Raw genomic sequence first — 21860 nt, forward strand, 5'->3', positions numbered from 1 at the left:
CGAAAATTTCGGCACTATCGAAGTGCTACTTGCGCTTTCTGCGTCAGCCTGAGTGAAAACGGCCCTAGTCCACCGCGCCCCGCGCCATGAGCGCCTCGCCAATCAGGCGGGCGCGGCGCACCGAGCGGATCACGAGCGGGATGCCGAAGGCGGCAAGGGAGAAGCCGGCGCCGCGAGCCTTGCGGGCGTCGAGTACCTCGTTCGCGGTGGCGAGCATGAGCGGGATGAGCCGGATGGTCAGGGCGATCGTCAAGCTGATGGTCTCGACCGGCACGCCGAAGCGCGCGAGCGGGGCGAGGTTGCGGTCGAGGGCGTCGAGTAGGGCCTCGACGGGCGTGGTCAGCGTGAGCAGGTTCGCCGCGGCCACGGTGGCGAGCAGCGCGAAGAACGTCGTCGCAGCGGACTGCAGCCCGTTTTGCCACCACAAAAACGCAGCAAGGAAGAGCAGGAGCGGAAGCACGGGGAGTGCTTGGTCCCAGGCGATCTTCGGCGGGATCTTCGCTACCGCATAGAGCGCGACGGTGAGACCGAAGGCGGCGAGCGCGTGCCACGGCACCGTGGGCAGCAGCGTGACGGCGAGGATGAACACCACCAGCGCGACGAACTTCTGCGTCGGGCCTGCGCGGTGGAGAACCGTGTCGCCTTCGACGTAGACACCTAGGGGGAGTGCGCGGATCATGGCTTGGAATCCATCAGGTCGGTGTAGAACGCGATGGCGTCCGGGGGTGCGCCGTCGTAGACGAGCTCGCTGTCGTCGATGCAGATGACGCGATCGAAGCCCGCGAGCATGTCGAGGTCGTGCGTGACTACGATGACCTGCTGGTCCAGCGCGCCGAGCTCCTGGATGATGCGGCGGCGGTTGCGCAGGTCGAGCAGCGTGGTCGGCTCGTCGGCGATGACCGTCTCGGGCTCGATGACCAGTACGGAGGCGAGCGCGAGCAGCTGTTTTTCGCCGCCGGAGAGCGTGTGCGGGGAGTTCTCCGCCTTCTCTCCTAATCCGAAACGCTCGAGGACCGCGTCGACACAAGCGCGGACTTCCGCGCGCGGCAGCTTGAAGCGGCGCAGGGAGAAGGCGACGTCATCGGCCACGCGCGGCATGACGATCTGTGATTCGGCGTCGGAGAAGACAAAGCCGACGCGCTTGCGCACGGTTTTGCCGTCGGTGGTCGGCGACAGGCCGTCGACAAGCACTTCGCCCTCGGTGGGCTCAATGAGCCCGTTGATCAGGCGCACCGTGGTCGATTTGCCGGAGCCGTTTGACCCGATGATGCCGATGCGGCGCTCCGTGAGCGTGAGGTTGAGCGGGGCCAGCACGGTGCGGCCGTCGTAAGCGACGGTGGCACCGCGGAACTCGATGGTGGGCATCTTAACGACGGCGCATGTCCGGGAAGGCGGCGTGGACAGCGAGCGCGATGACGATCATCAGCGCGACCTTGCCCGAATCCGGCAGCAGGAAAGGAACCTGGGCGGCCCAGGCGGCACCGAAGTTCATATCGGCGCGGAACATCAGGCCAAACACGCCGAAGAGGTACTGCAGGAACAGGCCGAGGTAGCCGGCGAGGATGAACATCCCGACGCGGGTGCCCTTGCCACCGCGCAGGCCAGCGTAAGCGATCGCACCGGCGACGGCGGCGGAGACGAGGTAGCCGACCAGGTAGCCCACCGTCGGGGAGCCGAGCGCGTAGATGGTGGTGCGCCCGCCAGCGAGCACGGGCAGGGCGAGGCCGACCAGGAGGAAGATCGCCACAGACGCGGTGCCGCGGCGTGCGCCGAGGACGAGACCCGCGAGGATCGCGGCGGCGTTCTGCAGCACGATGGGCACGCCGGCTGCGCCAACGGGGATGGAGACGAAGCCGAGGACACAGATGATCGCGGCGAAGACGGCGATATAAGCGATGTCGACTGGGGAGGTGGAGCGGGCGCCTGCTTTCTTGCTTGGCGCTGGGTTGGAGGAGGGCTGCGTACTCATGGCAGTGACATTACTGAATGGTGTTCAATCCTTCGCACTACGGGCCGGGTTTGTGTCGGCGTTTCGGTGCGGCGTGTAGGTTAGACGGCATGCGTTTGACGGAGTTCCGGCAGTTGGTGGACGACGAATTCGGTTCCGATCGGGCCGGATGGATCATCCAATCGCAAGTGCTCACGGGGGAGGGCGAGACCGCAGCCCAGATGATCGAAAACGGGGTCGACCCGAAGGAGGCCTGGGCGCGGCTTTGCGACGCCTTCGATGTCCCCGAAGAGCGCAGACTCGGTGTCGATAGGCCGGGCACCTAGTCCGGCGCTTGATGCGGCGCGCCGCGTGTGGAGTCGAACATGTATGCGTGTATGCTCTGAGAGTGTTCGCGCGCTGTTCTACTGTGTGCGGTAGTTCCCCTTGGAAGCCGGGTGAAGAAAACTTTGCGGTGTGAAGGGAACCGCCCCCTATAGTCGGTGCGTCTAATAAAGGGAACGTGGCATACCTGCCGCAAGAAGCATTGAGAAGAAGCGAAGGTTTAAGGAGCAAACAACATGGCTGCGAAGAAGAAGGCTGCCGCTGCGAGCGGCAATGATCGCCAAAATGCCCTCGATGCCGCGATGGCGATGATTGAGAAGGACTTTGGCAAGGGCGCAATTATGCGCCTGGGCGATGATAACCGCCCGCCGATTCAGTCCATCTCCTCTGGCAATACCGCGATTGACGTGGCGCTTGGCATCGGTGGGTGGCCGCGCGGCCGCGTGGTAGAGATCTACGGCCCGGAGTCTTCGGGTAAGACCACTGTGGCGCTGCATGCGATCGCGTCTGCCCAGCGCGCTGGCGGCATCGCGGCGTTTATTGACGCGGAGCACGCGCTTGACCCGGACTACGCGAAGAAGCTCGGCGTGGACACCGATAACCTGCTGGTCTCCCAGCCGGATACCGGTGAGCAGGCCCTGGAGATCGCGGACATGCTGGTACGCTCCGGTGCGATTGACATCATTGTGATTGACTCCGTCGCCGCCCTGACGCCAAAGGCGGAGATCGAGGGCGAGATGGGCGACTCGCACGTCGGTCTGCAGGCGCGCCTGATGTCGCAGGCGCTGCGCAAGATGACCGGTGCGCTGTATAACTCGGGCACGACCGCCATCTTTATTAACCAGCTGCGTGAGAAGATCGGCGTGATGTTCGGCTCTCCGGAGACCACCACGGGCGGTAAGGCGCTGAAGTTTTATGCCTCCGTGCGCTGCGATGTGCGCCGTATTCAGACGTTGAAGGACGGCCAGGACTCTATTGGTAACCGCACGAAGATGAAGGTGGTCAAGAACAAGGTTTCCCCGCCGTTCAAGATCGCCGAGTTCGACATCATGTACGGCGAGGGCATCTCGCGCGAGTCCTCCATCATTGACCTGGGCGTGGACAACGGCATCGTGAAGAAGTCCGGCTCCTGGTTTACCTACGAGGGCGACCAGCTCGGCCAGGGTAAGGAGAAGGCCCGCAACTTCCTCAAGGACAACCCGGATCTGGCCAACGAGATCGAGGACAAGATCTTCCGCGCCTTGGGTGTTGGCGCGTACGCGAACGTCAAGGACGAAGACGAGCTGTCGGACGATCCGGTGGACATGGTGCCAAACATCGACTTCGACGATGAAGAGGCCGCCGCGGCGGACGCGAAGTAGTGGCGCAGCCGGATCCGGAAAAGCTGGAGCGCCTGCAGGCGGCGCTTGCCGCATACGAGCGTGGCGAGGGCTCCAGTGAGCTGTTCGACCGCACCCGCGAGGAGGCACTCGCCCCGGTGCGCAAGCGTGCGCTCGGCCTGCTCGATCAACGCGCCCGTTCGCGCGAGGAGCTACGCGAGCGCCTGGTGCGCGCGGAGTTCGAACCGCAGGTGGTCGAGGAAGTGCTCGATGAACTTGAGCGCAACCGGCTTATCGACGACGCCGCCTTTGCCCACGAGTGGGTTCGTCAGCGCGCGAAGCGTCGCGGCAAGTCCTCTCGCGCGCTCGACCGCGAGCTTGTGCAGAAAGGCGTGGGCCGCGCGGACCGAGCCGACGCGCTCGCGCAGCTCAGCGAAGAGGACGAGGAACACACCGCCCGCGAGGTCGCTGAGAAGAAAGCCCGCCAGGTCAAGCGCGTGCCCGCCGACCGCGGCGAGTACAACAAGGTGCTGCGCCGGGTGGTGGGGGCGATGGCGCGTCGCGGCTTCCCCGAGGGCATGGCGCTGGCCATCGGCCGAGAGGTGCTTGACGCCAGGCTCGAGGAGCTGCGAGAGAGCTAGCGGTCGGGGTTGTCGATCCGCACGTAGTCCGGGTCGTGCCAGTCCACGTTGACGTTGTCCTTCGTGTCCAGGCCCTGGTCGGCTTGCTCGGGAACGAGCGCGAACGGGTTGCGGCGGGCGCGGCCTGCGCGCAGCTGGCGCTCTACGCGAGAGGCCAGGCGGGTGAGCAGGAAGTTGATCGCGATCATGATGATGCCCACCACGATCAGCGCCGGGATGTAGTTCTGGTTGGCCGACGCGACCTGGGTGCCGGAGCGAACCACTTCGATGTAGCCGATCTGGTAGCCCAGCGCCGAGTCCTTCAGGGCGATGACCATCTGGGAGATCAGCGCCGGCAGCATGGCCGCGATGGACTGGGGCAGCAGGATCTGCCACATGGTCTGCCAGTGCGACATGCCGAGCGCCTGGGCTGCCTCGGTCTGACCCTTGGGTAGGGACTTGATGCCTGCGCGGAGGATCTCGGCGATGACGGCACCGTTGTAGAGCGTCAGTGCAACCACCACGGCCCAGAAGGCGAGCCCCTTCGGCGGCACGATCTTGAATACCGCGAAGAACTGGTAGAGGAAGATCATGAGCATCAGCACGGGGATCGCGCGGAAGAACTCGATGATGACGCCGCAGAACCAGCGGACGATTTTCGCCTCCGCGAGTCGCCCGAGGCCGAAGATCACACCGAAGACGATGGCGAAGAGGATCGACAGCGCCGCTGCCTTCAGCGTGCCGAGCAGACCCGGGAGGATGTAGGTTGTCCAGGTGTTACCCTGGATAAACGGCGTCCACTTTGCGGCGCTCAGCTGCCCGTTGTCGGCGAGGGTGGAAAGCACCCACCACGCCACGGCGGCAAGTGCGAGCACCGTCAGCACCGTGTAGATGCGGTTGCGGCGGATGGCCTTTGGTCCCGGTGCGTCGTAAAGAACTGTTGCGCGGACGGACATTAGCGCTTCACCGCCAATCGGTCAGACAGCCAGCCGAGAGCAAGGCCCATCGGCAGCGTGAGGATGAGGAATCCGGCGGCGAAGACGCCGAAGATGACAAACAGTTGGTTCGCGTGAAACTCGATCGTGGACTTCATCAGCAGCGAGGCTTCGGCCACGCCGATCACGGAGGCGATCGTGGTGTTCTTGGTCAATGCAATCAGCGTATTGCCCAGCGGCACGATCGCGGCGCGCACGGCCTGCGGGAAGATGATCAGAGAGAAGATCTGCCCGAAGCTCAAGCCCAGAGAACGTGCGGCTTCCGCCTGCCCGAAGTGGACGGTGTTGATGCCACTGCGCAGCGATTCCGCCACGAAGCAGCTGGTGTAGAGGATGAAGCCGAGCACGGCGAGCCGGAAGTTCTGGTCGATGATAAACGTCGAGGAATCCCGGCTGGCCAGCGTCAGCCCGAGGTTCTGGTACAGCCCGAAGGAGCAAAACAGGATCACCAGGGTGAGCGGGGTGTTGCGCACCGTCTCAATGTAGGTGGTGGCAAGCCCGCGCAGGATGCCTACGGGCGAGACCCGCATTGCGGTCAGAATCGTGCCGAGGATCATTGCGCCGATCGCCGAATAGACGGTCAGCTTGATCGTGGTGAAAAACGCCGGCCAGAGATTCGGCAAAAGGTCGGCCCATAAGGCGTCCATGGAGTACTCCTACAAGCTGTGCGCGCGTATCGACGCCCCGTCGATACGCGCGCGGGGTGGGTGGGCTGAACTAGCTCTCCAGGAAGGAGAGATCGCCCGGGGTTGCCTCGTTGACGCCAACGCCGCCCTCGAGGTTCTCATCGACGAAGTTCTTGAAGGAACCGTCGGAGTACATCGCCTCGAGCGCCTTGTTGATCGCGTCGACTGCAGCGGTGTCGTCCTTCTGCACGCCGATCCCGTAGTTCTCGTTGGTGAACGGCTCGCCGTCCTTCTCCAGCTCGACGACCTCGAAGTCGCCCGGGGACTGGGCTGCGTAGCCGCCGAGGATGGTGGCGTCCGTGGTCAGGGCGTCAACGTTGCCGTTGCGCAGTGCCTCGACGCAGGAGGAGTAGGTGTCGTACTCCTGCAGCTGGACACCCGGCAGCGCGTCCTTGACCTTCTGTGCCGGGGTGGAACCGGTCACGGAGCAGAGGATGCGGCCGTCCAGGTCCTCGAGACCCGCGATGTCGTTGGCATCGCTGCGAACCAGCAGGCCCTGGTGGGTGAGCAGGTACGGGCCGCCGAAGCTGACGGCCTCGGAGCGGGACTCGTTGATGGTGTAGGTCGCGCCGATGGCCGCAACCTCACCGTTCTGGATGAGGGTCTCGCGCTGGGCGGACGGGGTCTCGCGCCAGGTGATCTCCGGGTGCTCCCAGCCGTTTTCGTCAGCGATGGAGTTGACCACGTAGGTCAGCACCTCCACGTCGAGGCCCGACATGGTGCCGTCGGCCTCGCGCAAGCCGAGGCCCGGCTGATCGTACTTGGTGCCGAGGGTGACGCTGCCGGCCTCGATCTGTGCGAGCAGGCCGTCGCCGGAGGCTTCGCCTTCCGAGCCGCCGCAGGCAACCAGGGTGGTGGCCGCCAGCGCGGCGACGGCGGTGGTGGTCAGGGTGCGAAGTGCGCGGTTCATGAGTGGTCTCCTTGCAAGATAAAGGGGTAAGGGTGTGGGATATGGTCCGATTAGTGCGAGAGGATCTTTGCCAGAAAGTCCTTCGCGCGACCGGACTGGGGGTTGGTGAAGAAGGACTCCGGGTCGGTGTCCTCCACGATCTCGCCGTCGGCCATAAACAGGATGCGGTCGGCTACCTTGCGGGCGAAGCCCATCTCGTGGGTAACCACCACCATCGTCATGCCGGTTGCGGCGAGCTCGCCCATCACATCGAGGACTTCTCCGACCATTTCGGGGTCGAGGGCGGACGTCGGCTCGTCGAAAAGCATGACCTTCGGTTCCATGGCGAGCGCACGCGCGATGGCGACGCGCTGCTGCTGGCCGCCGGAGAGCTGCGCGGGGTACTTTTCAGCCTGGTTGCCGATGCCGACGCGATCGAGCAGCTCCGCCGCGCGCTTCTGCGCATCGGCCTTGCTCATCTTGCGCACTTTCATCGGGCCAAGCGTGACGTTGTCGCGGATGGTCAGGTGCGGAAACAGGTTGAACTGCTGGAACACCATGCCGACGTCGGCGCGCAGTTTTGCCAGCTCCTTGCCCTCGGCGGGCAACAGCTTGCCGTCGATGTGGATCGTGCCCTCCTCGATGGTTTCGAGGCGGTTGATCGTGCGACACAGGGTGGACTTGCCGGAGCCGGACGGCCCGAGCACGACCACGACCTCGCCTTTGGGCACGGTCAGGTTGATGTCTGTCAGGGCGTGGAAGTCACCGAAGTACTTCTGCACGCCCTCCATGCGAATCATGGGTTCAGTTTCCTGTGTCATAGGTCTAACTGGTACTCCATAAACGTGACCTATGCCACCCGATTGTGAAAGTTTGTGTAAATTTCCCCCAAACTGTGGGTAACGCTGCCGCAATTTTTGCTGACGGGACCCTGGCCGCCGCGCGCGTACATACGGTTGGGTGGATTCCGCGCGCGGGGATAGACTGTTCGCCGTGACGCAGCAGAACTTTTCCCACACCACGGACCTGGCAGAAGAACCCTCGCACCCGCGTACCTACGAGGTGCGCACCTTCGGGTGCCAGATGAACGTGCACGACTCCGAGCGCCTCTCCGGCATGCTGGAAGAGGCCGGTTACGTAGCCGCGGATACGGACACGGAAGCGGACCTGGTGGTGTTTAACACCTGCGCGGTGCGGGAAAACGCCGACAAGCGCCTCTACGGCACGCTCGGTCAGCTGAAGAAGACCAAGGAGCAGCACCCGGGCATGCAGATCGCCGTCGGTGGCTGCCTGGCGCAAAAAGACCGCGACACGGTGTTGGAAAAGGCCCCGTGGGTGGATGCTGTCTTTGGCACGCACAACCTGTCTGCCCTGCCCGCGCTGCTCGACCGTGCGCGCGTGGAGGAGGAGGCGCAGGTGGAAATCGTCGAGTCGCTCGAGGTGTTCCCCTCCGTACTGCCGGCGAAGCGCGAGTCCTCGTACGCGGGCTGGGTCTCTGTCTCGGTGGGCTGCAACAACACGTGCACCTTCTGTATCGTGCCGAGCCTGCGCGGCAAGGAGGTCGACCGCCGCCCGGGCGACATCCTGGCTGAGGTACAGGCCCTGGTGGACCAGGGGGTCTCGGAGATCACGCTGCTGGGGCAGAACGTCAACTCCTACGGAGTTAACTTCGTGGACGAGGACTTAGCGCGCGACCGCTCGGCCTTTTCCAAGCTTCTGCGCGCCTGTGGCGAGATTGAGGGCCTGGAGCGGGTGCGCTTTACGTCCCCGCACCCGGCGGAATTCACCTCCGATGTGATCGACGCGATGGCCGAGACCCCGAACGTGTGCCCGCAGCTGCACATGCCGCTGCAGTCTGGCTCCGACAAGGTGCTCAAGGACATGCGTCGCTCGTATCGCACCAAGAAGTTCCTCGGCATCTTGGACGAGGTGCGCGAGAAGCTGCCGCACGCCTCGCTGACCACCGATATCATCGTCGGCTTCCCCGGCGAAACGGAAGAAGACTTCCAGGACACGCTCGACGTGGTGGAGAAGGCGCGCTTTACCTCCGCGTTTACCTTCCAGTACTCGCCGCGTCCCGGCACCCCGGCCGCGGAGATGGACAACCAGGTGCCCAAGGAGGTCGTCCAGGAGCGCTTCGAGCGCCTCATCGCGCTGCAGGAGCGCATCAGCGCCGAGGAAAACGCGAAGCTCGTCGGCACCGAGCAGGAGTTGCTCGTCCAAGCCGAGGGCGGGCGGAAGAACGACCGCACCCACCGGATGTCCGGCCGCGCCCGCGACGGCCGCCTCGTCCACTTCACCCCAGAGGGCAACCTCGATGGCGAGATCCGCCCCGGCGACGTCGTGCACGTGCGCATCACCGATTCCAAGCCGCACTTCCTCATCGCCGACGACGGGGTGCTCGCGCACCGCCGTACCAAGGCGGGCGACAACTCGGCCGCAGGTGAGGTGCCGACGACCGCGCCGGTAGGCGTCGGACTCGGCCTGCCGACGATCGGTCGGCCGGCGGCACAGGCTCCGGATTCCGCCTGCTGCGGCGGTTAGCGCTACAGTTGGGCGACATGACGAAGCTCAACACCGAGACGCTTGCCCGCGCGGAAAAGGAAGCCGCCTCTTCCGTGGTCATGGGTGCGAAGCGATGGGTACTCGCAGCCGCAGCGGCGCTCTACCTGGTGGCGGTGTTCCTGCCGTTTGTAGGTGATGCCTCCCTCTGGCAGCTGCTTGCCGCGACTGAGGCAGCGAAGGCGGCGCAGACCGCGCTTACCGAGTACCTCTTCGCCTGGATCTCCTTCATCGGCGTCGCGGTCCTGACCACGCTCGCAGTGCTCACGCAGCGCTTCGCTGTCGCCGTGCCCGCATGGATGGTCACCACGGTCTCGCTGGTGTTCTCCGTGCTGGGGATCTGGCTGCGCAATTCGAACAGCTCGGGCATTGGCCGCGGCGCCGGCTACTACCTGGCCATCCTCGCGGTGGTGATCGTGGTGTTTACCATCTTCCCGCTGATCCTGTCGCGCAACGAGGAGCAGGCCGCCGTCGCCGAGCAGCGCAGGGAGATCCAAGGCAAGGACGAGGTGGCGCTCGCGCAGCGCGCTGCGACCAGGGAGCAGGGCAACCCGCTGCTTATCGACGATCGCCGCGCCCGCGCCGCCGAACGCCACCGTAAGGACAGTGAGCGCGCCTAGCGAGCATCAGCGCTTGTGCCAGGCGGTCGTCGAAGAGACGCACTCGGCACCAAGAGCTGCAAGGAGCGCACCCGCCGCCGCGGACTCAGCGGGGTAGGAGCAGTACACCGTTTCTAGGTCCTCCCACACCTCGTGGGCGCGCGTAAGCGTTGCGCGGATCATGCCTGCGGCAAGCCCCTTTTCGCGGTGTTCGGGGAGCACGTAGATCAGGCCGAGCTCGCAGACTGTCTTATCGTCGGCGCTGTAGCGCACGAGCTCGCACAGCCCGACGATTTTCTTATCGACGTAGGCCAGGCCGGTGAGCTGGTGCCCGCCCCGGTTGCCCAGGCGCTGCCCGGCCTCCACGATGCGCGCAAGGTCCCACTCGATCGTGTCGAGCTCCAACTCTCCGCGCGGGTAGCCCTGTGAGGCGGAGGTCAACAGGTGCGCGAATTGCTCCACCTCGCCCGGGATGCCGGGACGTGTGGAGTTGAAGCCGGGGCCCTCGACGACCTCGAACGTGCCGTCGGGGTAGCAGGTGGAGTCGGGGAGTGCGGTGCGGCGTGCGATCGGGAAGGTGGCCTGGTCCTCGCGGAAAGCGGCGGTGTAGCCAAAGTCCTGCAGCGCTGGAGGGGTGTGCTCGCCCGGGGGATGGGGGATCCAGATGTGGCGGATGGGGCGAGCGAAGTGGGACGACAGGGCGTCGAGAAGCTGCAAAGCTGCCTCCCACGGTGCGGGAGGGATGGGCTCGCCGGGCAGCGGGGCGATGGCCGCGTCGAGGGTGATGTTGGCTTCGATCACCCCGCGGTCCTCCAGCAGCGGCAGTGAAACGAAGACCCAGGTGGCTACGCAGTCGAGGTCCTCGGCGAAAAGCTCCGGGTAGCCGAGCTCGGTCACGGGGCGCGGCGCGCGGGCGTCAGTGAGCGCGAAGAGGTAGGCGGCGGATTCCGCGGAAGGTGCCAAGCGGGTGCGCACGTGCGAGGCGCTGACCCCGGAGGTGGCAAGGCCGGTGATGTCCTGGATGGCCAGGGTGGCGGAAAAGGCGTACGCCCCAGTCACGGCCTCCGTAAGCTCGTCTGCACCGGGGTGAAGTACGAAAAGTTGCGGGTGCAGCACTAGTTGTCGTTGACCGCCTTGGTCGCCACGTCGGCGAACTCCTGCCACTGGGCGGCCTGCTCGCGCAGCTCGGCGGCCTTGTCAGCCTTGCCTGCGGCTTCGGCGGTCTCTGCCTGCTTCTTCAAGTCGTCTGCCTTGACCTGGAACTGGTTCGCGGTGGCCTGCGCTGCCGGGTCGGCCTTGCGCCAGCGGGATTCCTCGGCCTCAGCGACGCGCTGCTCGAGCGCGCCAATCTTGTCCTCGTACTCGCGCACTTGGCCTCGCGGCACGTAGCCGATTTCGTCCCACTTGTCCTGCAGCTCGCGGAGCTTCGCCTTCGCCCCACCCAGGCCCTTGGCTGGGTCGATCAAAGGCTCGTACTGCGCAATGAGCGCGTCCTTGGCCTCGGCGTTTGCGGCGAACTCGCGGTCGCGCTCGGCGTTGACCGCGTCGCGGGCACCGAAGAACTTGTCCTGGGCGGCGCGGAACTTCGCCCACAGCTTGTCATCGGCCTCGCGCGGGGCGCGGCCGGCGGCCTTCCACTCCTTCATCAGGTCGCGGTAGGCGCGGGCGGTCTCGTTCCAGTCCGTGGAGTCCTGCAGCGCCTCGGCGCGAACCACCAGCTCCTCCTTTGCGCGCTTGGCGGCGGCGCGGTTGCGGTCCAGCTCGGCGAAGTGGGAGCCGCGGCGACGGTTGAAGGCGTCGCGTGCGCGCGAGTAGCGCTTCCACAACTGGTCATCCGTCTTGTGGTCGATGCCGCGGATGGTGCGCCACTCCTCCAAGATGGCGCGGATCCTATCGCCCGCTGCTTTCCACTCAGTAGAGTTCTCGGCCAGGTCCTCGGCCTCGGCCGCAAGCGCTTCCTTGCGGGCGATGGCGTCGGCGCGGCGCTTCGCCTTGGCTTCCTTGGCCTGCTTGCCCGCGACATCGGAGGCGGCGATGACCGCATCCAGGCGTGCGTCGACCGCGTCGAGGTCGCCGATGACAGCCTGCTCATCCAGCGAGGCCTTGAGCTCTTCGGCGCGCTGGCGCAGCTGCGCCGCGTCGTCCGGGTGGGCGGCAAGGCGGGACTCGATCAGCTCGACCTCAGTGACCAGGTCGTCGAAGCGCTGCCCGTAGTGGGCCAGCCCCTCTTCCGGGGTACCGGCCTGCCAGGAACCGATCTGGCGCTCCGTGCCGCCGCGAGTGACAAAGACCGCGCCTTTTTCGTCGATCCGGCCGAACTTGGACGGGTCAGAGGCGGGTGCGACAGGTGCCGGGTGGGGCACTGGCGACGGGGTAGTGGACTGCGGGTTCGCCGAGCTCGGGCGCGCACCGGGCAGCGGTCCCGGCTTGGGCGCGCGGTGCGGCATTGCGGCCGGCGAGGGCTTCGCGCCCGGTGTGGGCTTTGCCTGTGGCTTCGCGTCCGCCTGGGGCGTGTTCTCCGGTGTCTGGTCCGAGGTGGTCATTGCAGGTCCTTTCCCTACGTTCAAAGTGCCGCGCGACGCGGCTGCCGGTGCCACCCGGCGCGTGCGGCGGGGCCGAAGTCGAGTACGGCCCGAAAACGCACGGCGGGTGCTGCAACAGACTCTACAGGGGACAGGCAGGAAGTGCGCCGAAAACCTGCGAAATCGCAGGGCCAGCGAGAAAGGCCACGCGACCGGGACACTAGAGTGGGGTGCGTGACTACTCGCGCCCAGATTCTGCTGATGCCCGGCTCTCCGGCCCTCGTGGACGCGCTCGCGCCCGCGCATGAGCCTTCGCGGCGGGTGCTGGAGTGCCTCCGCGCGGCCGCGCGCGACGCGTTAGAGGGCATAGAGGCCCGCGCCGTCGATATCGTCTGCCCCCTCGAGCAGCGCGACTACACCGCCCATACCGGCTCCTTTGCGGCCTGGGGTGCGCAGCAGGTCCAGCTTGGTGCCGGCAACTACCTGCCCGAGCTCGTCGCCCGCTACGCGCTGGCCCCGCTCGAGGTACAGGTGCGCGAGGTCCGCGAGCACATCGGCACCCCGGACCCGACCGTACTTACCGTGGTAGTGGTGGACGGCTCCGCGGGGCTGACCGCCCGCGCCCCGCTTGCGCTCGTGCCCGGCGCGCCCGAGCTGCACGTCCAGCTGCAGGACTTCGTCGCTGGCAAGGCCGAGTTGCCTGGCCAGCTGGAGTCCCTCGGCGTGTTCGAGCCGCGCCTGTGGGAGGAACTGGCCGGGCTTGAGACGCAGCAGCGCGAGCTGTGCTGCGCCGACGACTCCTTGGGCGTGGGCCGCTACGTCGGATTGTGGGAGGTGTGCTCGTGAGTGCACATGAAATTCGCCCGATCGCAGTCGTGGGCCCGACGGCCTCCGGCAAGTCCGACCTGGGCATCGCGCTCGCTCAACGCCTCGGCGGCGAGGTGGTCAACGTTGACTCCATGCAGCTGTATCAAGGCATGGACATCGGCACCGCCAAGCTCGCCCCAGATGAGCGCGGCGGCATCCCGCACCACCTGCTCGACATCTGGCCGGTGACCAAAACCGCGTCTGTCGCCGAGTACCAGGCGCTCGCCGTCGACACCGTCGAAGCGCTCATAGCGCGGGGCAAGGTCCCCATCCTCGTCGGCGGCTCCATGCTGTACGCCCAGTCGCTTCTCGACGCCTGGACGTTCCCACCCACCGACCCCACCGTCCGCCAGAAGTACGAGGACCGCAGGCAGGAAATCGGGACCGACGCGCTACACGCAGAGCTCGCCGCCGTTGACCCGGAGGCTGCGCGCATCATTGAGGACAAAGACCCGCGCCGCACCGTCCGTGCGCTCGAAGTTATCGAGCTGACCGGCAAACCCTTCCAGGCCTCACAGCCACCGAAGGATGCGCCCCCGCGCTGGGGTACGCGCATCCTGGGACTGCGCACCAATGCGGAGTGGCTCAACCCTCGCATCGCGCTGCGCGCCGAGCGCATGTTTGCCCTTGGGCTGATCGAGGAGGTCGAGACGCTGGTGGGCAAGGGGCTTGACCGCAACTCCACTGCGGGCCGCGCCATCGGCTACGCCCAAGTGCTCGACATGCTCGCGGGCACGCTCACGCGCGAGGAGGCGGAGGATAAAACGATTACCGGCACGCGCCGCTACGTGCGCCGCCAGCGCTCCTGGTTCAACCGCGACCACCGCATCTCCTGGCTTGATGCCGCCGCTGGCAACACACTCGAGCGGGCCTTGACGGCGCTGGACACGCCCGCGATAGACTCGCAGGCATGACATCCCCGCTGCACTTCATCAAGGCCCACGCCACGGAAAACGATTTCGTCGTACTCATTGACGTCGACGATCAGCTCGAGCTCACACCTGCGCAGGTGGCGTGGCTTTGCGATCGCCGCGCCGGTATTGGCGGCGACGGGCTGCTGCGCGTGGTGCGCACCGACGGCACGTGGTTTATGGACTACCGCAACGCCGACGGTTCCATCGCCGAGATGTGCGGCAACGGCATCCGTGCCTTCTCCCACGTGCTGAAAGCCGAGGGACTCGAAGATGCCGACGAGTTCGACGTGCACACCCGCGCCGGGCTCAAGCACATCACCGTCGAGCACGCGGACGCAGTCCACGCCCGCGTCCGCGTCGGGATGGGCCCGGTCAACGTCTTCGGCGAGTCCTGGGCGAAGGTAGGGGAGACTGCGTACGAAGGCATCGCCGTCGACGTGGGCAACCCGCACCTCGCCGCAGTGGTACCGGGGTTGACCGCGGAGGCGCTTGCAGAGATGGAGCTTGCCGCCCCGACCTTTGACCAGGAGGTCTTCCCCAACGGGGTCAACGTGGAGATCCTTACCGCCGCCCGCGACGGAGCGTGCGCGATGCGCGTGTGGGAGCGCGGCGTGGGCGAGACCCGCTCCTGCGGCACCGGCACCGTCGCCGCAGGAACCGCCGCCCTGCGCGCCAGCGGTAAGGAGTCCGGCAGCGTGACCGTCCGTGTGCCAGGCGGCGAGGTAGAAATCGAACTTGCCGAAGACGGCACCGCCATCATGACCGGACCCTCGCGCATCGTGGCGCGCGGCCAGCTCGCGGCTGAGCTTGATTAGTACTGCTACTAGGCAGGCCCGATCTGGCGCGCCGCGCGCCGGGCGTCATCCCAGGACTCGGAGAGCTCCAAAGCTCGCTCGTCGGCGACGCTGATGAGCCGCTCCAGCTGGTAGCGGTCGATGTCGGGGGACTCGAGGTAGCCGTCGATACGCGCGATGAAGCGGCGCGCGGAGGAGCTGCGCAGTAAAAATTCGCTAATCGCGTGGTGGGAGACATCGCCGTTGGCCAGGGCGGGGTAGTTGAGCGTGCGGTCGGTGACGGCCTGGGTGGAGGTGCCGTGCTGGAGGTCCTCGTAGCTTTGCAGGATCTCCGCCATGTCGTCCCGGGCGATGCGCAGCGAGGCCTTCAGCGAGGCGACTTCCGGGTTGGTGTTGTAGCGGCGGTGGACGGCAACGCCAAAGACCACCAGCAGAATCGCGATGATCAGGCCGGGCAGTCGGAAAAAGACCACCAGCAGGATCGCTAGCGCAAGGACAAGCGCCCCGTAGAGCGCTTGGAGCAAGTCTTTCCGCGAGGGATCCATCGCTGCATCGTCACCTCCTGAAAACGTACCGACCGTCGATTTCGCGCCATGGTAGCGCGAATGTCCTAGCGATGTGGAGGTCTAGTGCCCACCACAGCCGCAGGAACCGCCGCAACCGCCGCAGCCGCCGCCCGCACCCGGGGTCGGGATCGCACCGGTGAGCACGGCGCTGCCCGCGATGACGGAGTCGCGCTCCGGCAGCTCGCCGTCGGGCAGGCAGATGTCGAAGGGGAACGCCCCGTCGACGGTGGCGTGGATGAAGCGCTGGCCGGTCAGCTCAGAGGTGCGGTACTCGGCGTCCAGCACGCGGGCGGAGAACTCGGCCGCAGCATCGGGCGCGGTTGCTGCGCCATTCGCGACGGCCTCCGCACCGGGAGACAGCACCGCCCCGAGGGTGGTGCCGGGGTTGTTGGCCAAGTAGGCCTCCGTGGAGGCGTAACGCTCGTGCGCGAGCACCAGGGCGGTCAACCCCAGCTCCTGCCACTGCAGGGTCGCCTCCTCCACAATGAGCGGGCCCTGCGCCAAGTTGACGGTGACCGAGGTGATGGTGTTACCGTGCGGGTCGACGATATCGGCCAAAGACACCACGTCGTTAAGCGGTGTGATATGCGCGTACGCGCGGGTGACCGAGTCAAAGCCAGCGAAGGTGGCGAAAGGCTCCACCGCAAGAATGTTGAGCTGCGCGCCGGACGGGTCGCTGTACTGGATTAGCTGCCCGCCGCGGACCTCGCCGGTGACCGCAAGGTGCTCGGTGGCGATAGCCCGCTCGACTGCGTCCTGCCACTTGGCAAAGCCAAGGCCGATGGCGGCCAGATCAGCGTGCGTGTCAGAGTGCGTGTCTAGAGATTCGGTCATAGGCCACAGCCTAGTCCGTGGCGGCGGCAGGGCGGAAACGCGAAGCGAGAGAGGAAGCACCCAGCGGCTGGACAAAGCACGTAAGATAGCGAGAAAGCATGCTGGTGAGAACAAAGGACTCAATGACCTCAACTGTAAATACCCATCCCGAGCACGACCCACAGGAAGCTGCGCACGACGCGCTGCTGGCGGAGGCTTTTCGCCACAACGCGCCACAGCCCCCGCGAGAAGGTTCGGGCGAACCAACTACAGGCTCCCTCGACCTGGAGGCGCGCAACGCGCTGCGGCGCGTGGGCCAGCGCACCGAGATCCGCACCGACGAGGCCGAAGAAGCCTACGAGGTTGAGTACCGCAAGCTGCGCCTTGAGCAGGTCATCCTGGTCGGCGCGTGGCTGGAGGGCACCACCGCGGAGATGGAAGCAAACATGCGCGAGCTAGAGGCCTTGACCGAGACCGCGGGCGCGGAAGTCATCGACATGCTCTACCAAAAGCGCGACAAGCCCGACCCGGGCACGTACATCGGCGCGGGCAAAGTTTCCGAGCTGCGCGAGGTCGTCGAGGCCTCCGGGGCGGACACCGTTGTCTTCGACGGCGAGCTTTCCCCCTCCCAGATTGTGGCGCTGGAGGAGGCGCTGCGCGTCAAGGTGATTGACCGCACCATGCTCATCCTGGACATCTTCGCCCAGCACGCGAAGAGCAACGAGGGTAAAGCCCAGGTGTCGCTGGCACAGATGGAGTACCTGTTCTCCCGTACCCGCGGTTGGGGCGGCAACCTGTCGCGCCAGGCCGGTGGCCGAGCTGGCTCCAACGGCGGCGTGGGTCTGCGTGGTCCCGGTGAGACCAGGATTGAGGCCGACCGCCGCAGGTTGCGCGCGGACATGGCGCGCCTGCGCCACGAGCTCAAGGGCATGAAGACGGTCCGCGAGGTCAAGCGCGCCCGCCGTAATCGCTCGACCACGCCCCAGATCGCCATCGCGGGCTACACCAACGCGGGCAAGTCCTCGCTGATCAACGCGATGACGGACGCGGGTGTGCTCGTTGAGGATGCACTCTTTGCCACCCTCGACCCCGCCACGCGCCGCGCCCAGCTTGCCGACGGCCGCACGGTCGTCCTCACCGACACCGTCGGCTTCGTCCGCCACCTGCCAACCCAGCTGGTCGAGGCGTTCAAGTCCACCCTAGAGGAGGTCACCAACGCCGACCTGGTGCTGCACGTGGTGGATGGGTCCGACCCCTTCCCGCTCAAGCAGATCGAGGCGGTCAACGAGGTGCTCGCGGAGATCACCCGCGACTCGGGCGAGGAGATCCCGCCGGAGATCGTGGTGGTCAACAAGATCGACCAGGCCGACCCGCTCGTCCTCGCCGAGCTGCGCCACGCCTTCGACAAGTCCGGCCGCGACGTCGTCTTCGTTTCCGCGCTCACCGGCGAGGGCATCCCCGAACTCGAGGGTAAGGTCGAGCAGTTCCTCAACACGCTTGACGCGCACGTGGAGATGCTCGTGCCCTACACGCGCGGCGATGTCGTCTCTCACATCCACGAGGCCGGCACTGTGCGCAGCGAGGCCTACGAGGAAGACGGCACGCGTATCGACGTGCGCCTGCCGCCCGTGCTCGCCGAGCAGTACGCCGAGTTCGTCGTCGCAAAGTAGCCCCGCGCGGGATTGGGTGACACCTGGGTGCGCGCCTTAGACTCCCAGGTGTGAAACAGACACTTGGTTGGTCCCTCCATGGCGACGGCCGCACCGTCAAACCCGGTGCCGTTGTCGCCCCCGATGAACGTTTGAGCTGGTCGCGTACCGTCGGCATCGGTATGCAGCACGTCGTCGCCATGTTCGGCGCAACGCTGCTCGTGCCGACGCTGACCGGGTTCCCGGTCAACACGACACTGCTGTTTTCCGGCCTCGGTACGGTCATCTTCCTCTTGATCACCCGCAATCGGCTACCCAGCTACCTGGGATCGTCGTTCGCCTTCATCGCTCCGCTGTCTGCCTCGCAGCAGTACGGCATCGCCGCGCAGCTGGGCGGCGTGCTCGTCACGGGTGTGCTGCTCATCCTCGTTGGCGTGGTGGTGCACGTGGCCGGCAAGCGTGTCATCGACGCGGTCATGCCCCCGGCCGTCACGGGCGCGATCGTGGCGCTCATCGGCTTCAACCTTGCGCCAACCGCGGTGAGCAACGTGGAGACCCAACCCGCCGTCGCGGGCGTCACGCTCGCCACCATCGTGCTGGTCACCGTCGCCACGCGCGGCATGGCCTCGCGCCTGAGCATCCTCATCGGCGTCGTGGTCGGCTGGGCCTTTGCCGCCGCGACGGGCGGGCTTTCCGACGACGCGCTTTCCACCATCGGCGCGGCCCCCTGGGTCGGCCTGCCGGAGTTCCACAGCCCCGAGTTCCACCTCTCCGCCATCCTGGTGACGCTGCCGGTACTGGTGGTGCTGATCGCGGAAAACGTCGGCCACGTCAAAGCCGTCTCCGAGATGACGCACCGCGACCTCGACCCGCTGCAGGGCAAGGCGCTGATTGGCGACGGCATCGCCACCACCCTTGCCGGTACCTTCGGCGGCTCCGGCACGACCACGTACGCCGAGAATATCGGCGTCATGGCCGCGACCAAGGTCTACTCGACTGCTGCCTATTGGGTCGCCTCGTTGTTCGCTATCGCACTGGCCTTTGTCCCGAAGTTCGGTGCGGTGATCTTCACCATCCCGGCCGGCGTGCTCGGCGGGGCATGCCTGGTGCTCTACGGGCTCATCGGCATGCTGGGCGTGCGCATCTGGCAAGACAACCAGGTCGACTTCACAAACCCGGTTAACCTCACTGCGGCCGCAGTGGCGCTCATCGTGGGTATCGGCAACCTGTCCTTTACGGTTGGCCAGGTCACTCTGGAGGGCATCGCGATTGGTTCCGTTGGCATCATCGTGCTCTACCCGCTCATGCGGTGGGCGTACGAGACGATCGGGGAGGGGCAGTACCGCTAGGACCCAACGCTTCAAGCCCCCGGCACCAAGATCACGGTGCCGGGGGCTTGAAGCGTGCTTTTAAGCGAAGGCTTACTCCTCGTCGAGGTTCTGCTCGATCAGCGCGGCGATCTTGTCTACCGCGGCTGCGTTCTCGGACTCGACGGTGACCTCGTCGCCGAACTCTGCGCCCATCGCCATAATCATCAGCGAGGACGCGGCATCCGTCTCATCGTCCTCGTCGCCGCCGACGAGGGTGAGGATGATCTCGTCGTCGAACTCGCCGGCCGCATCGGCGATGATGGTTGCGGGGCGGGCGTGCAGCCCAACCGTGGAGCCGACCTTGACAGTCTTAGAAGCCATAGTGAGAATCCTTTCTTTTGGTGTTACGTGCCAGTCTAGGCGCGCGTGTGCTTAGGCCGCCACCGTTGCCGCGGCGGCCTTCTGAATTTCTTCGTTCGGCCAGAACTGCTTGATGGCAATCACGGCCACGGTGGCTACCGCCACGCCCGCAGCCAGGGCGATGAACATGCCCCACCACGGCTCGTAGGCGAAGATGACGAAGATACCGCCGTGCGGTGCCTGGCACCCAACGCCCAGGCCCATGGAGACCGCACCTGCGGTTGCGCCGCCGAGCATCATCGCCGGGATGACACGGAAGGGGTCAGCCGCGGCAAAGGGGATCGCGCCTTCGGAGACAAACGACAGGCCGAGCAGCCACGCAGACTTGCCGTTTTCCTGCTCCGCAGGAGTGAACAGCTGCTTGCGCAGGAAGGTAGCAATGGACAGCGCGATTGGCGGGACCATGCCGGCGATCATGACGGCGGCCATGATCTCGAAGCTTGCATCCGTGCCAGCCGACAGACCGGCGGTACCGAAGAGGTACGCAGCCTTGTTGACGGGGCCACCCAGGTCGAAGCACATCATCAGGCCGATGATGATGCCGAGCAGGATCGCCGAAGAGCCGCTCATGGACTCCAGCCAATCGGTTAAGCCCAGCATGAGCGACTCGAGCGGGCGACCGAGCAGGAGGAACATGATCAGGCCGACGACCAGCGAGGTCAACAGTGGGATGATGACCACCGGCATCAGCGAGCCCAGCCAGCGAGGCACGCGCCAGGTCTGGATCCAGTAGGCAATGACACCGGCGAGCAGACCGGTGACCAAGCCACCGATGAAGCCCGCGCCGACCATGACGGAGATTGCGCCACCGATGAAGCCCGGGGCGATACCGGGGCGGCCAGCCAGGCCGTAACCGATGTAGCCGGAGAGCGCGGCAACGACGAAGTTCATGCCCATCTGCCCGGTGGCGAAGAGCACGGCACCGAGGTAGAGGGCCCAGCCGGAGCGTTCGAAGGTCATGGCGGTGCCGTCGACAAGCACTTCATGGCCCGGCAGGTTGGTGGGCGAGTGCTGGAGCACGAGCGCCTCCCAGGCGTTGGCCATGTCGTAGCCGCCGACGAGGAAGCCGAGTGCGAGCAGGAGGCCGCCGGCGGCGACGAACGGGACCATGTAGGACACGCCGGTCATGATCGCCTGCTGCAGGCGCTTCGGCCAGGGCTGGCCGTCGCTGGCGGCGGCGGAATCCTCGCCAGCCGATTCGGAGGTGGCCTCGACGCGCTTGGCGTTGGGGTCCTTCGCGGCGGCGATGGCCTCGTCGATGAGCGCGTCCGGGCTGTTCACCCCGCGTTTGACGGGGGTGTCGACGACCGGCTTGCCCGCGAAACGACCCTTGTCGCGGACGGCGACGTCGTGGGCGAAGATGACCGCGTCGGCGCTGTCGATGAAGGACTGCTCAAGCGGGTCGCCACCCGAGGAGCCCTGGGGCTCGACGATGAGCTCGACGTTGTCGCGCTTCTGCGCGGCCTGGGTGAGTGCGTCGGCAGCCATGTAGGTGTGAGCAATACCCGTGGCACACGAGGTCACCGCGGCGATGCGGATGACCTCGGGCTTCTTCTCGGCACTTGCCGCTGGCGCAGCTGGGGTCGCCTTCTTTTTCTTCGGCTCGGCGTTGACGACTGCAAGCACGGCGTCGACAATCTCTTGCTCCGTCGTAGCGGCGCGCAGGGTCTCCACGAAGTCGCCGCGAACGAGTGCGCGGGCGAGCTTCGACAGAATCTTCAGGTGAGCCTTGCCGCCGGACTCCGGGGCGCCAATAAGGAAGACCAGCTCGGCGTCGCCGTCGGGGCCGGAGAAGTCCACGGGCGCGGATAGGCGGGCAAACGCGAGCGTCGGCTCGTTGACCGCAGCGACGCGGCAGTGCGGAATGGCAACCCGGCCGTTGACGCCGGTGCCGGCCTTTTCTTCACGAGCGGTCGCCGCAGCCGCGACCTCCGCGGCGTCAGTTGCGCGCCCGGCGGCGGCCATCAGCCCGGCGAGGTGCCCAATGACCTCACTCGGCTGGCCACCGAAATCAACATCAAGCCTGACCAGGTCAGGCGTAATCAGTGGTGCGTTCATAGTGT

23 protein-coding genes are annotated in these 21860 nt (G+C 66.2%); 10 read left to right on the forward strand and 13 right to left on the reverse strand.

The window, feature by feature from the left end; translation table 11 throughout:
- Positions 1-64 precede the first annotated feature (64 nt).
- From HMPREF2550_RS07015 to HMPREF2550_RS07025, 3 genes are read right to left on the reverse strand one after another with little or no spacing between them, the layout of a single operon-like run.
- Complete coding sequence (locus tag HMPREF2550_RS07015; protein WP_070790484.1) at positions 65-679, reverse strand: energy-coupling factor transporter transmembrane component T family protein; 615 nt, start codon at positions 677-679, stop codon at positions 65-67.
- Positions 676-1365: an energy-coupling factor ABC transporter ATP-binding protein gene (locus HMPREF2550_RS07020; RefSeq protein ID WP_070790485.1), complete on the reverse strand. Its 690-nt coding sequence runs from the start codon at positions 1363-1365 to the stop codon at positions 676-678. The genes HMPREF2550_RS07015 and HMPREF2550_RS07020 overlap by 4 nt, the downstream gene beginning before the upstream one ends.
- A 1-nt stretch (position 1366) precedes the next feature.
- Positions 1367-1969 (reverse strand): biotin transporter BioY, encoded by a 603-nt coding sequence (locus HMPREF2550_RS07025; protein WP_083319830.1) that lies wholly within the window; start codon positions 1967-1969, stop codon positions 1367-1369.
- Positions 1970-2058: 89 nt separating this feature from the next.
- Here HMPREF2550_RS07025 and HMPREF2550_RS07030 point away from each other — a divergent pair, with 89 nt between their 5' ends.
- The 3 genes from HMPREF2550_RS07030 (at position 2059) to recX (ending at position 4232) form a co-directional block, all read left to right on the forward strand.
- Positions 2059-2274 (forward strand): DUF3046 domain-containing protein, encoded by a 216-nt coding sequence (locus HMPREF2550_RS07030; protein WP_070790486.1) that lies wholly within the window; start codon positions 2059-2061, stop codon positions 2272-2274.
- Between the two features lie 234 nt (positions 2275-2508).
- Positions 2509-3633: a recombinase RecA gene (gene recA, locus HMPREF2550_RS07035; protein ID WP_038591069.1), complete on the forward strand. Its 1125-nt coding sequence runs from the start codon at positions 2509-2511 to the stop codon at positions 3631-3633.
- The gene (gene recX / locus HMPREF2550_RS07040; RefSeq protein ID WP_070790487.1) at positions 3633-4232 is read left to right on the forward strand and encodes a recombination regulator RecX; all 600 of its coding nucleotides are present in this window, start codon (positions 3633-3635) and stop codon (positions 4230-4232) included. The genes recA and recX overlap by 1 nt, the downstream gene beginning before the upstream one ends.
- On the opposite strand, the gene HMPREF2550_RS07045 is transcribed toward recX, so the two are convergent.
- The 4 genes from HMPREF2550_RS07045 to gluA all read right to left on the reverse strand — a co-directional run bounded on the left by HMPREF2550_RS07045 (position 4229) and on the right by gluA (position 7581).
- The gene (locus tag HMPREF2550_RS07045; RefSeq protein WP_070790488.1) at positions 4229-5167 is read right to left on the reverse strand and encodes an amino acid ABC transporter permease; all 939 of its coding nucleotides are present in this window, start codon (positions 5165-5167) and stop codon (positions 4229-4231) included. The two genes, recX and HMPREF2550_RS07045, sit on opposite strands and share 4 nt — an antisense overlap.
- The gene (gluC, locus tag HMPREF2550_RS07050) at positions 5167-5853 is read right to left on the reverse strand and encodes a glutamate ABC transporter permease GluC (RefSeq protein ID WP_070763756.1); all 687 of its coding nucleotides are present in this window, start codon (positions 5851-5853) and stop codon (positions 5167-5169) included. The genes HMPREF2550_RS07045 and gluC overlap by 1 nt, the downstream gene beginning before the upstream one ends.
- Before the next feature lie 70 nt (positions 5854-5923).
- Positions 5924-6802 (reverse strand): glutamate ABC transporter substrate-binding protein, encoded by an 879-nt coding sequence (locus HMPREF2550_RS07055; RefSeq protein WP_070790489.1) that lies wholly within the window; start codon positions 6800-6802, stop codon positions 5924-5926.
- Between the two features lie 50 nt (positions 6803-6852).
- On the reverse strand, positions 6853-7581 hold the full coding sequence (gene gluA, locus HMPREF2550_RS07060; protein WP_168167132.1) for a glutamate ABC transporter ATP-binding protein GluA: 729 nt from the start codon (positions 7579-7581) through the stop codon (positions 6853-6855).
- A gap of 193 nt (positions 7582-7774) precedes the next feature.
- Here gluA and miaB point away from each other — a divergent pair, with 193 nt between their 5' ends.
- Both miaB and HMPREF2550_RS07070 read left to right on the forward strand, forming a co-directional pair.
- Positions 7775-9325 (forward strand): tRNA (N6-isopentenyl adenosine(37)-C2)-methylthiotransferase MiaB, encoded by a 1551-nt coding sequence (miaB, locus tag HMPREF2550_RS07065; RefSeq protein WP_070790490.1) that lies wholly within the window; start codon positions 7775-7777, stop codon positions 9323-9325.
- 17 nt (positions 9326-9342) lie between these two features.
- The gene (locus tag HMPREF2550_RS07070; protein ID WP_070790491.1) at positions 9343-9963 is read left to right on the forward strand and encodes an Rv2732c family membrane protein; all 621 of its coding nucleotides are present in this window, start codon (positions 9343-9345) and stop codon (positions 9961-9963) included.
- Between the two features lie 6 nt (positions 9964-9969).
- On the opposite strand, the gene HMPREF2550_RS07075 is transcribed toward HMPREF2550_RS07070, so the two are convergent.
- Positions 9970-11058, reverse strand: coding sequence for a GNAT family N-acetyltransferase (locus HMPREF2550_RS07075; protein ID WP_070790492.1), 1089 nt, complete (start codon positions 11056-11058; stop codon positions 9970-9972).
- Positions 11058-12389, reverse strand: coding sequence for a DUF349 domain-containing protein (locus HMPREF2550_RS07080; RefSeq protein ID WP_070790566.1), 1332 nt, complete (start codon positions 12387-12389; stop codon positions 11058-11060). The genes HMPREF2550_RS07075 and HMPREF2550_RS07080 overlap by 1 nt, the downstream gene beginning before the upstream one ends.
- A gap of 309 nt (positions 12390-12698) precedes the next feature.
- Here HMPREF2550_RS07080 and HMPREF2550_RS07085 point away from each other — a divergent pair, with 309 nt between their 5' ends.
- Genes HMPREF2550_RS07085 through dapF form a run of 3 tightly spaced genes read left to right on the forward strand, consistent with a single transcriptional unit; the run spans position 12699 to position 15060 of the window.
- Complete coding sequence (locus HMPREF2550_RS07085) at positions 12699-13310, forward strand: hypothetical protein (protein ID WP_246819781.1); 612 nt, start codon at positions 12699-12701, stop codon at positions 13308-13310.
- A gap of 11 nt (positions 13311-13321) precedes the next feature.
- Positions 13322-14245 carry a tRNA (adenosine(37)-N6)-dimethylallyltransferase MiaA gene (gene miaA / locus HMPREF2550_RS07090; RefSeq protein WP_070790568.1) on the forward strand — a complete coding sequence of 308 codons (924 nt, stop codon included), beginning with the start codon at positions 13322-13324 and terminating at the stop codon, positions 14243-14245.
- Positions 14242-15060 (forward strand): diaminopimelate epimerase, encoded by an 819-nt coding sequence (gene dapF / locus HMPREF2550_RS07095; RefSeq protein ID WP_070790493.1) that lies wholly within the window; start codon positions 14242-14244, stop codon positions 15058-15060. Before miaA ends, dapF begins: the two co-directional genes overlap by 4 nt.
- Positions 15061-15068: 8 nt before the next feature.
- On the opposite strand, the gene HMPREF2550_RS07100 is transcribed toward dapF, so the two are convergent.
- Positions 15069-15584, reverse strand: a complete 516-nt coding sequence (locus tag HMPREF2550_RS07100; RefSeq protein WP_070790494.1) for a hypothetical protein — start codon at positions 15582-15584, stop codon at positions 15069-15071.
- A gap of 81 nt (positions 15585-15665) precedes the next feature.
- Entirely contained in the window at positions 15666-16439 is a 774-nt protein-coding gene (locus tag HMPREF2550_RS07105; protein WP_070790495.1) for a hypothetical protein, read from the reverse strand.
- 122 nt (positions 16440-16561) lie between these two features.
- Between HMPREF2550_RS07105 and hflX the strand changes: the two genes are divergently transcribed.
- Together hflX and HMPREF2550_RS07115 are read left to right on the forward strand one after the other, a co-directional pair.
- Positions 16562-18088, forward strand: coding sequence for a GTPase HflX (gene hflX / locus HMPREF2550_RS07110; protein ID WP_070790496.1), 1527 nt, complete (start codon positions 16562-16564; stop codon positions 18086-18088).
- 50 nt (positions 18089-18138) lie between these two features.
- Positions 18139-19416 (forward strand): uracil-xanthine permease family protein, encoded by a 1278-nt coding sequence (locus HMPREF2550_RS07115; RefSeq protein WP_070790497.1) that lies wholly within the window; start codon positions 18139-18141, stop codon positions 19414-19416.
- A 72-nt stretch (positions 19417-19488) separates the two neighbouring features.
- On the opposite strand, the gene HMPREF2550_RS07120 is transcribed toward HMPREF2550_RS07115, so the two are convergent.
- Together HMPREF2550_RS07120 and HMPREF2550_RS07125 are read right to left on the reverse strand one after the other, a co-directional pair.
- On the reverse strand, positions 19489-19758 hold the full coding sequence (locus tag HMPREF2550_RS07120; RefSeq protein ID WP_038591031.1) for an HPr family phosphocarrier protein: 270 nt from the start codon (positions 19756-19758) through the stop codon (positions 19489-19491).
- Positions 19759-19809: 51 nt separating this feature from the next.
- Entirely contained in the window at positions 19810-21855 is a 2046-nt protein-coding gene (locus tag HMPREF2550_RS07125; RefSeq protein WP_070790498.1) for a PTS fructose transporter subunit IIABC, read from the reverse strand.
- Positions 21856-21860 lie beyond the last annotated feature (5 nt).

Origin of the sequence: Corynebacterium sp. HMSC074A01, from assembly GCF_001831515.1 — a bacterium.
Lineage (GTDB): Bacteria > Actinomycetota > Actinomycetes > Mycobacteriales > Mycobacteriaceae > Corynebacterium.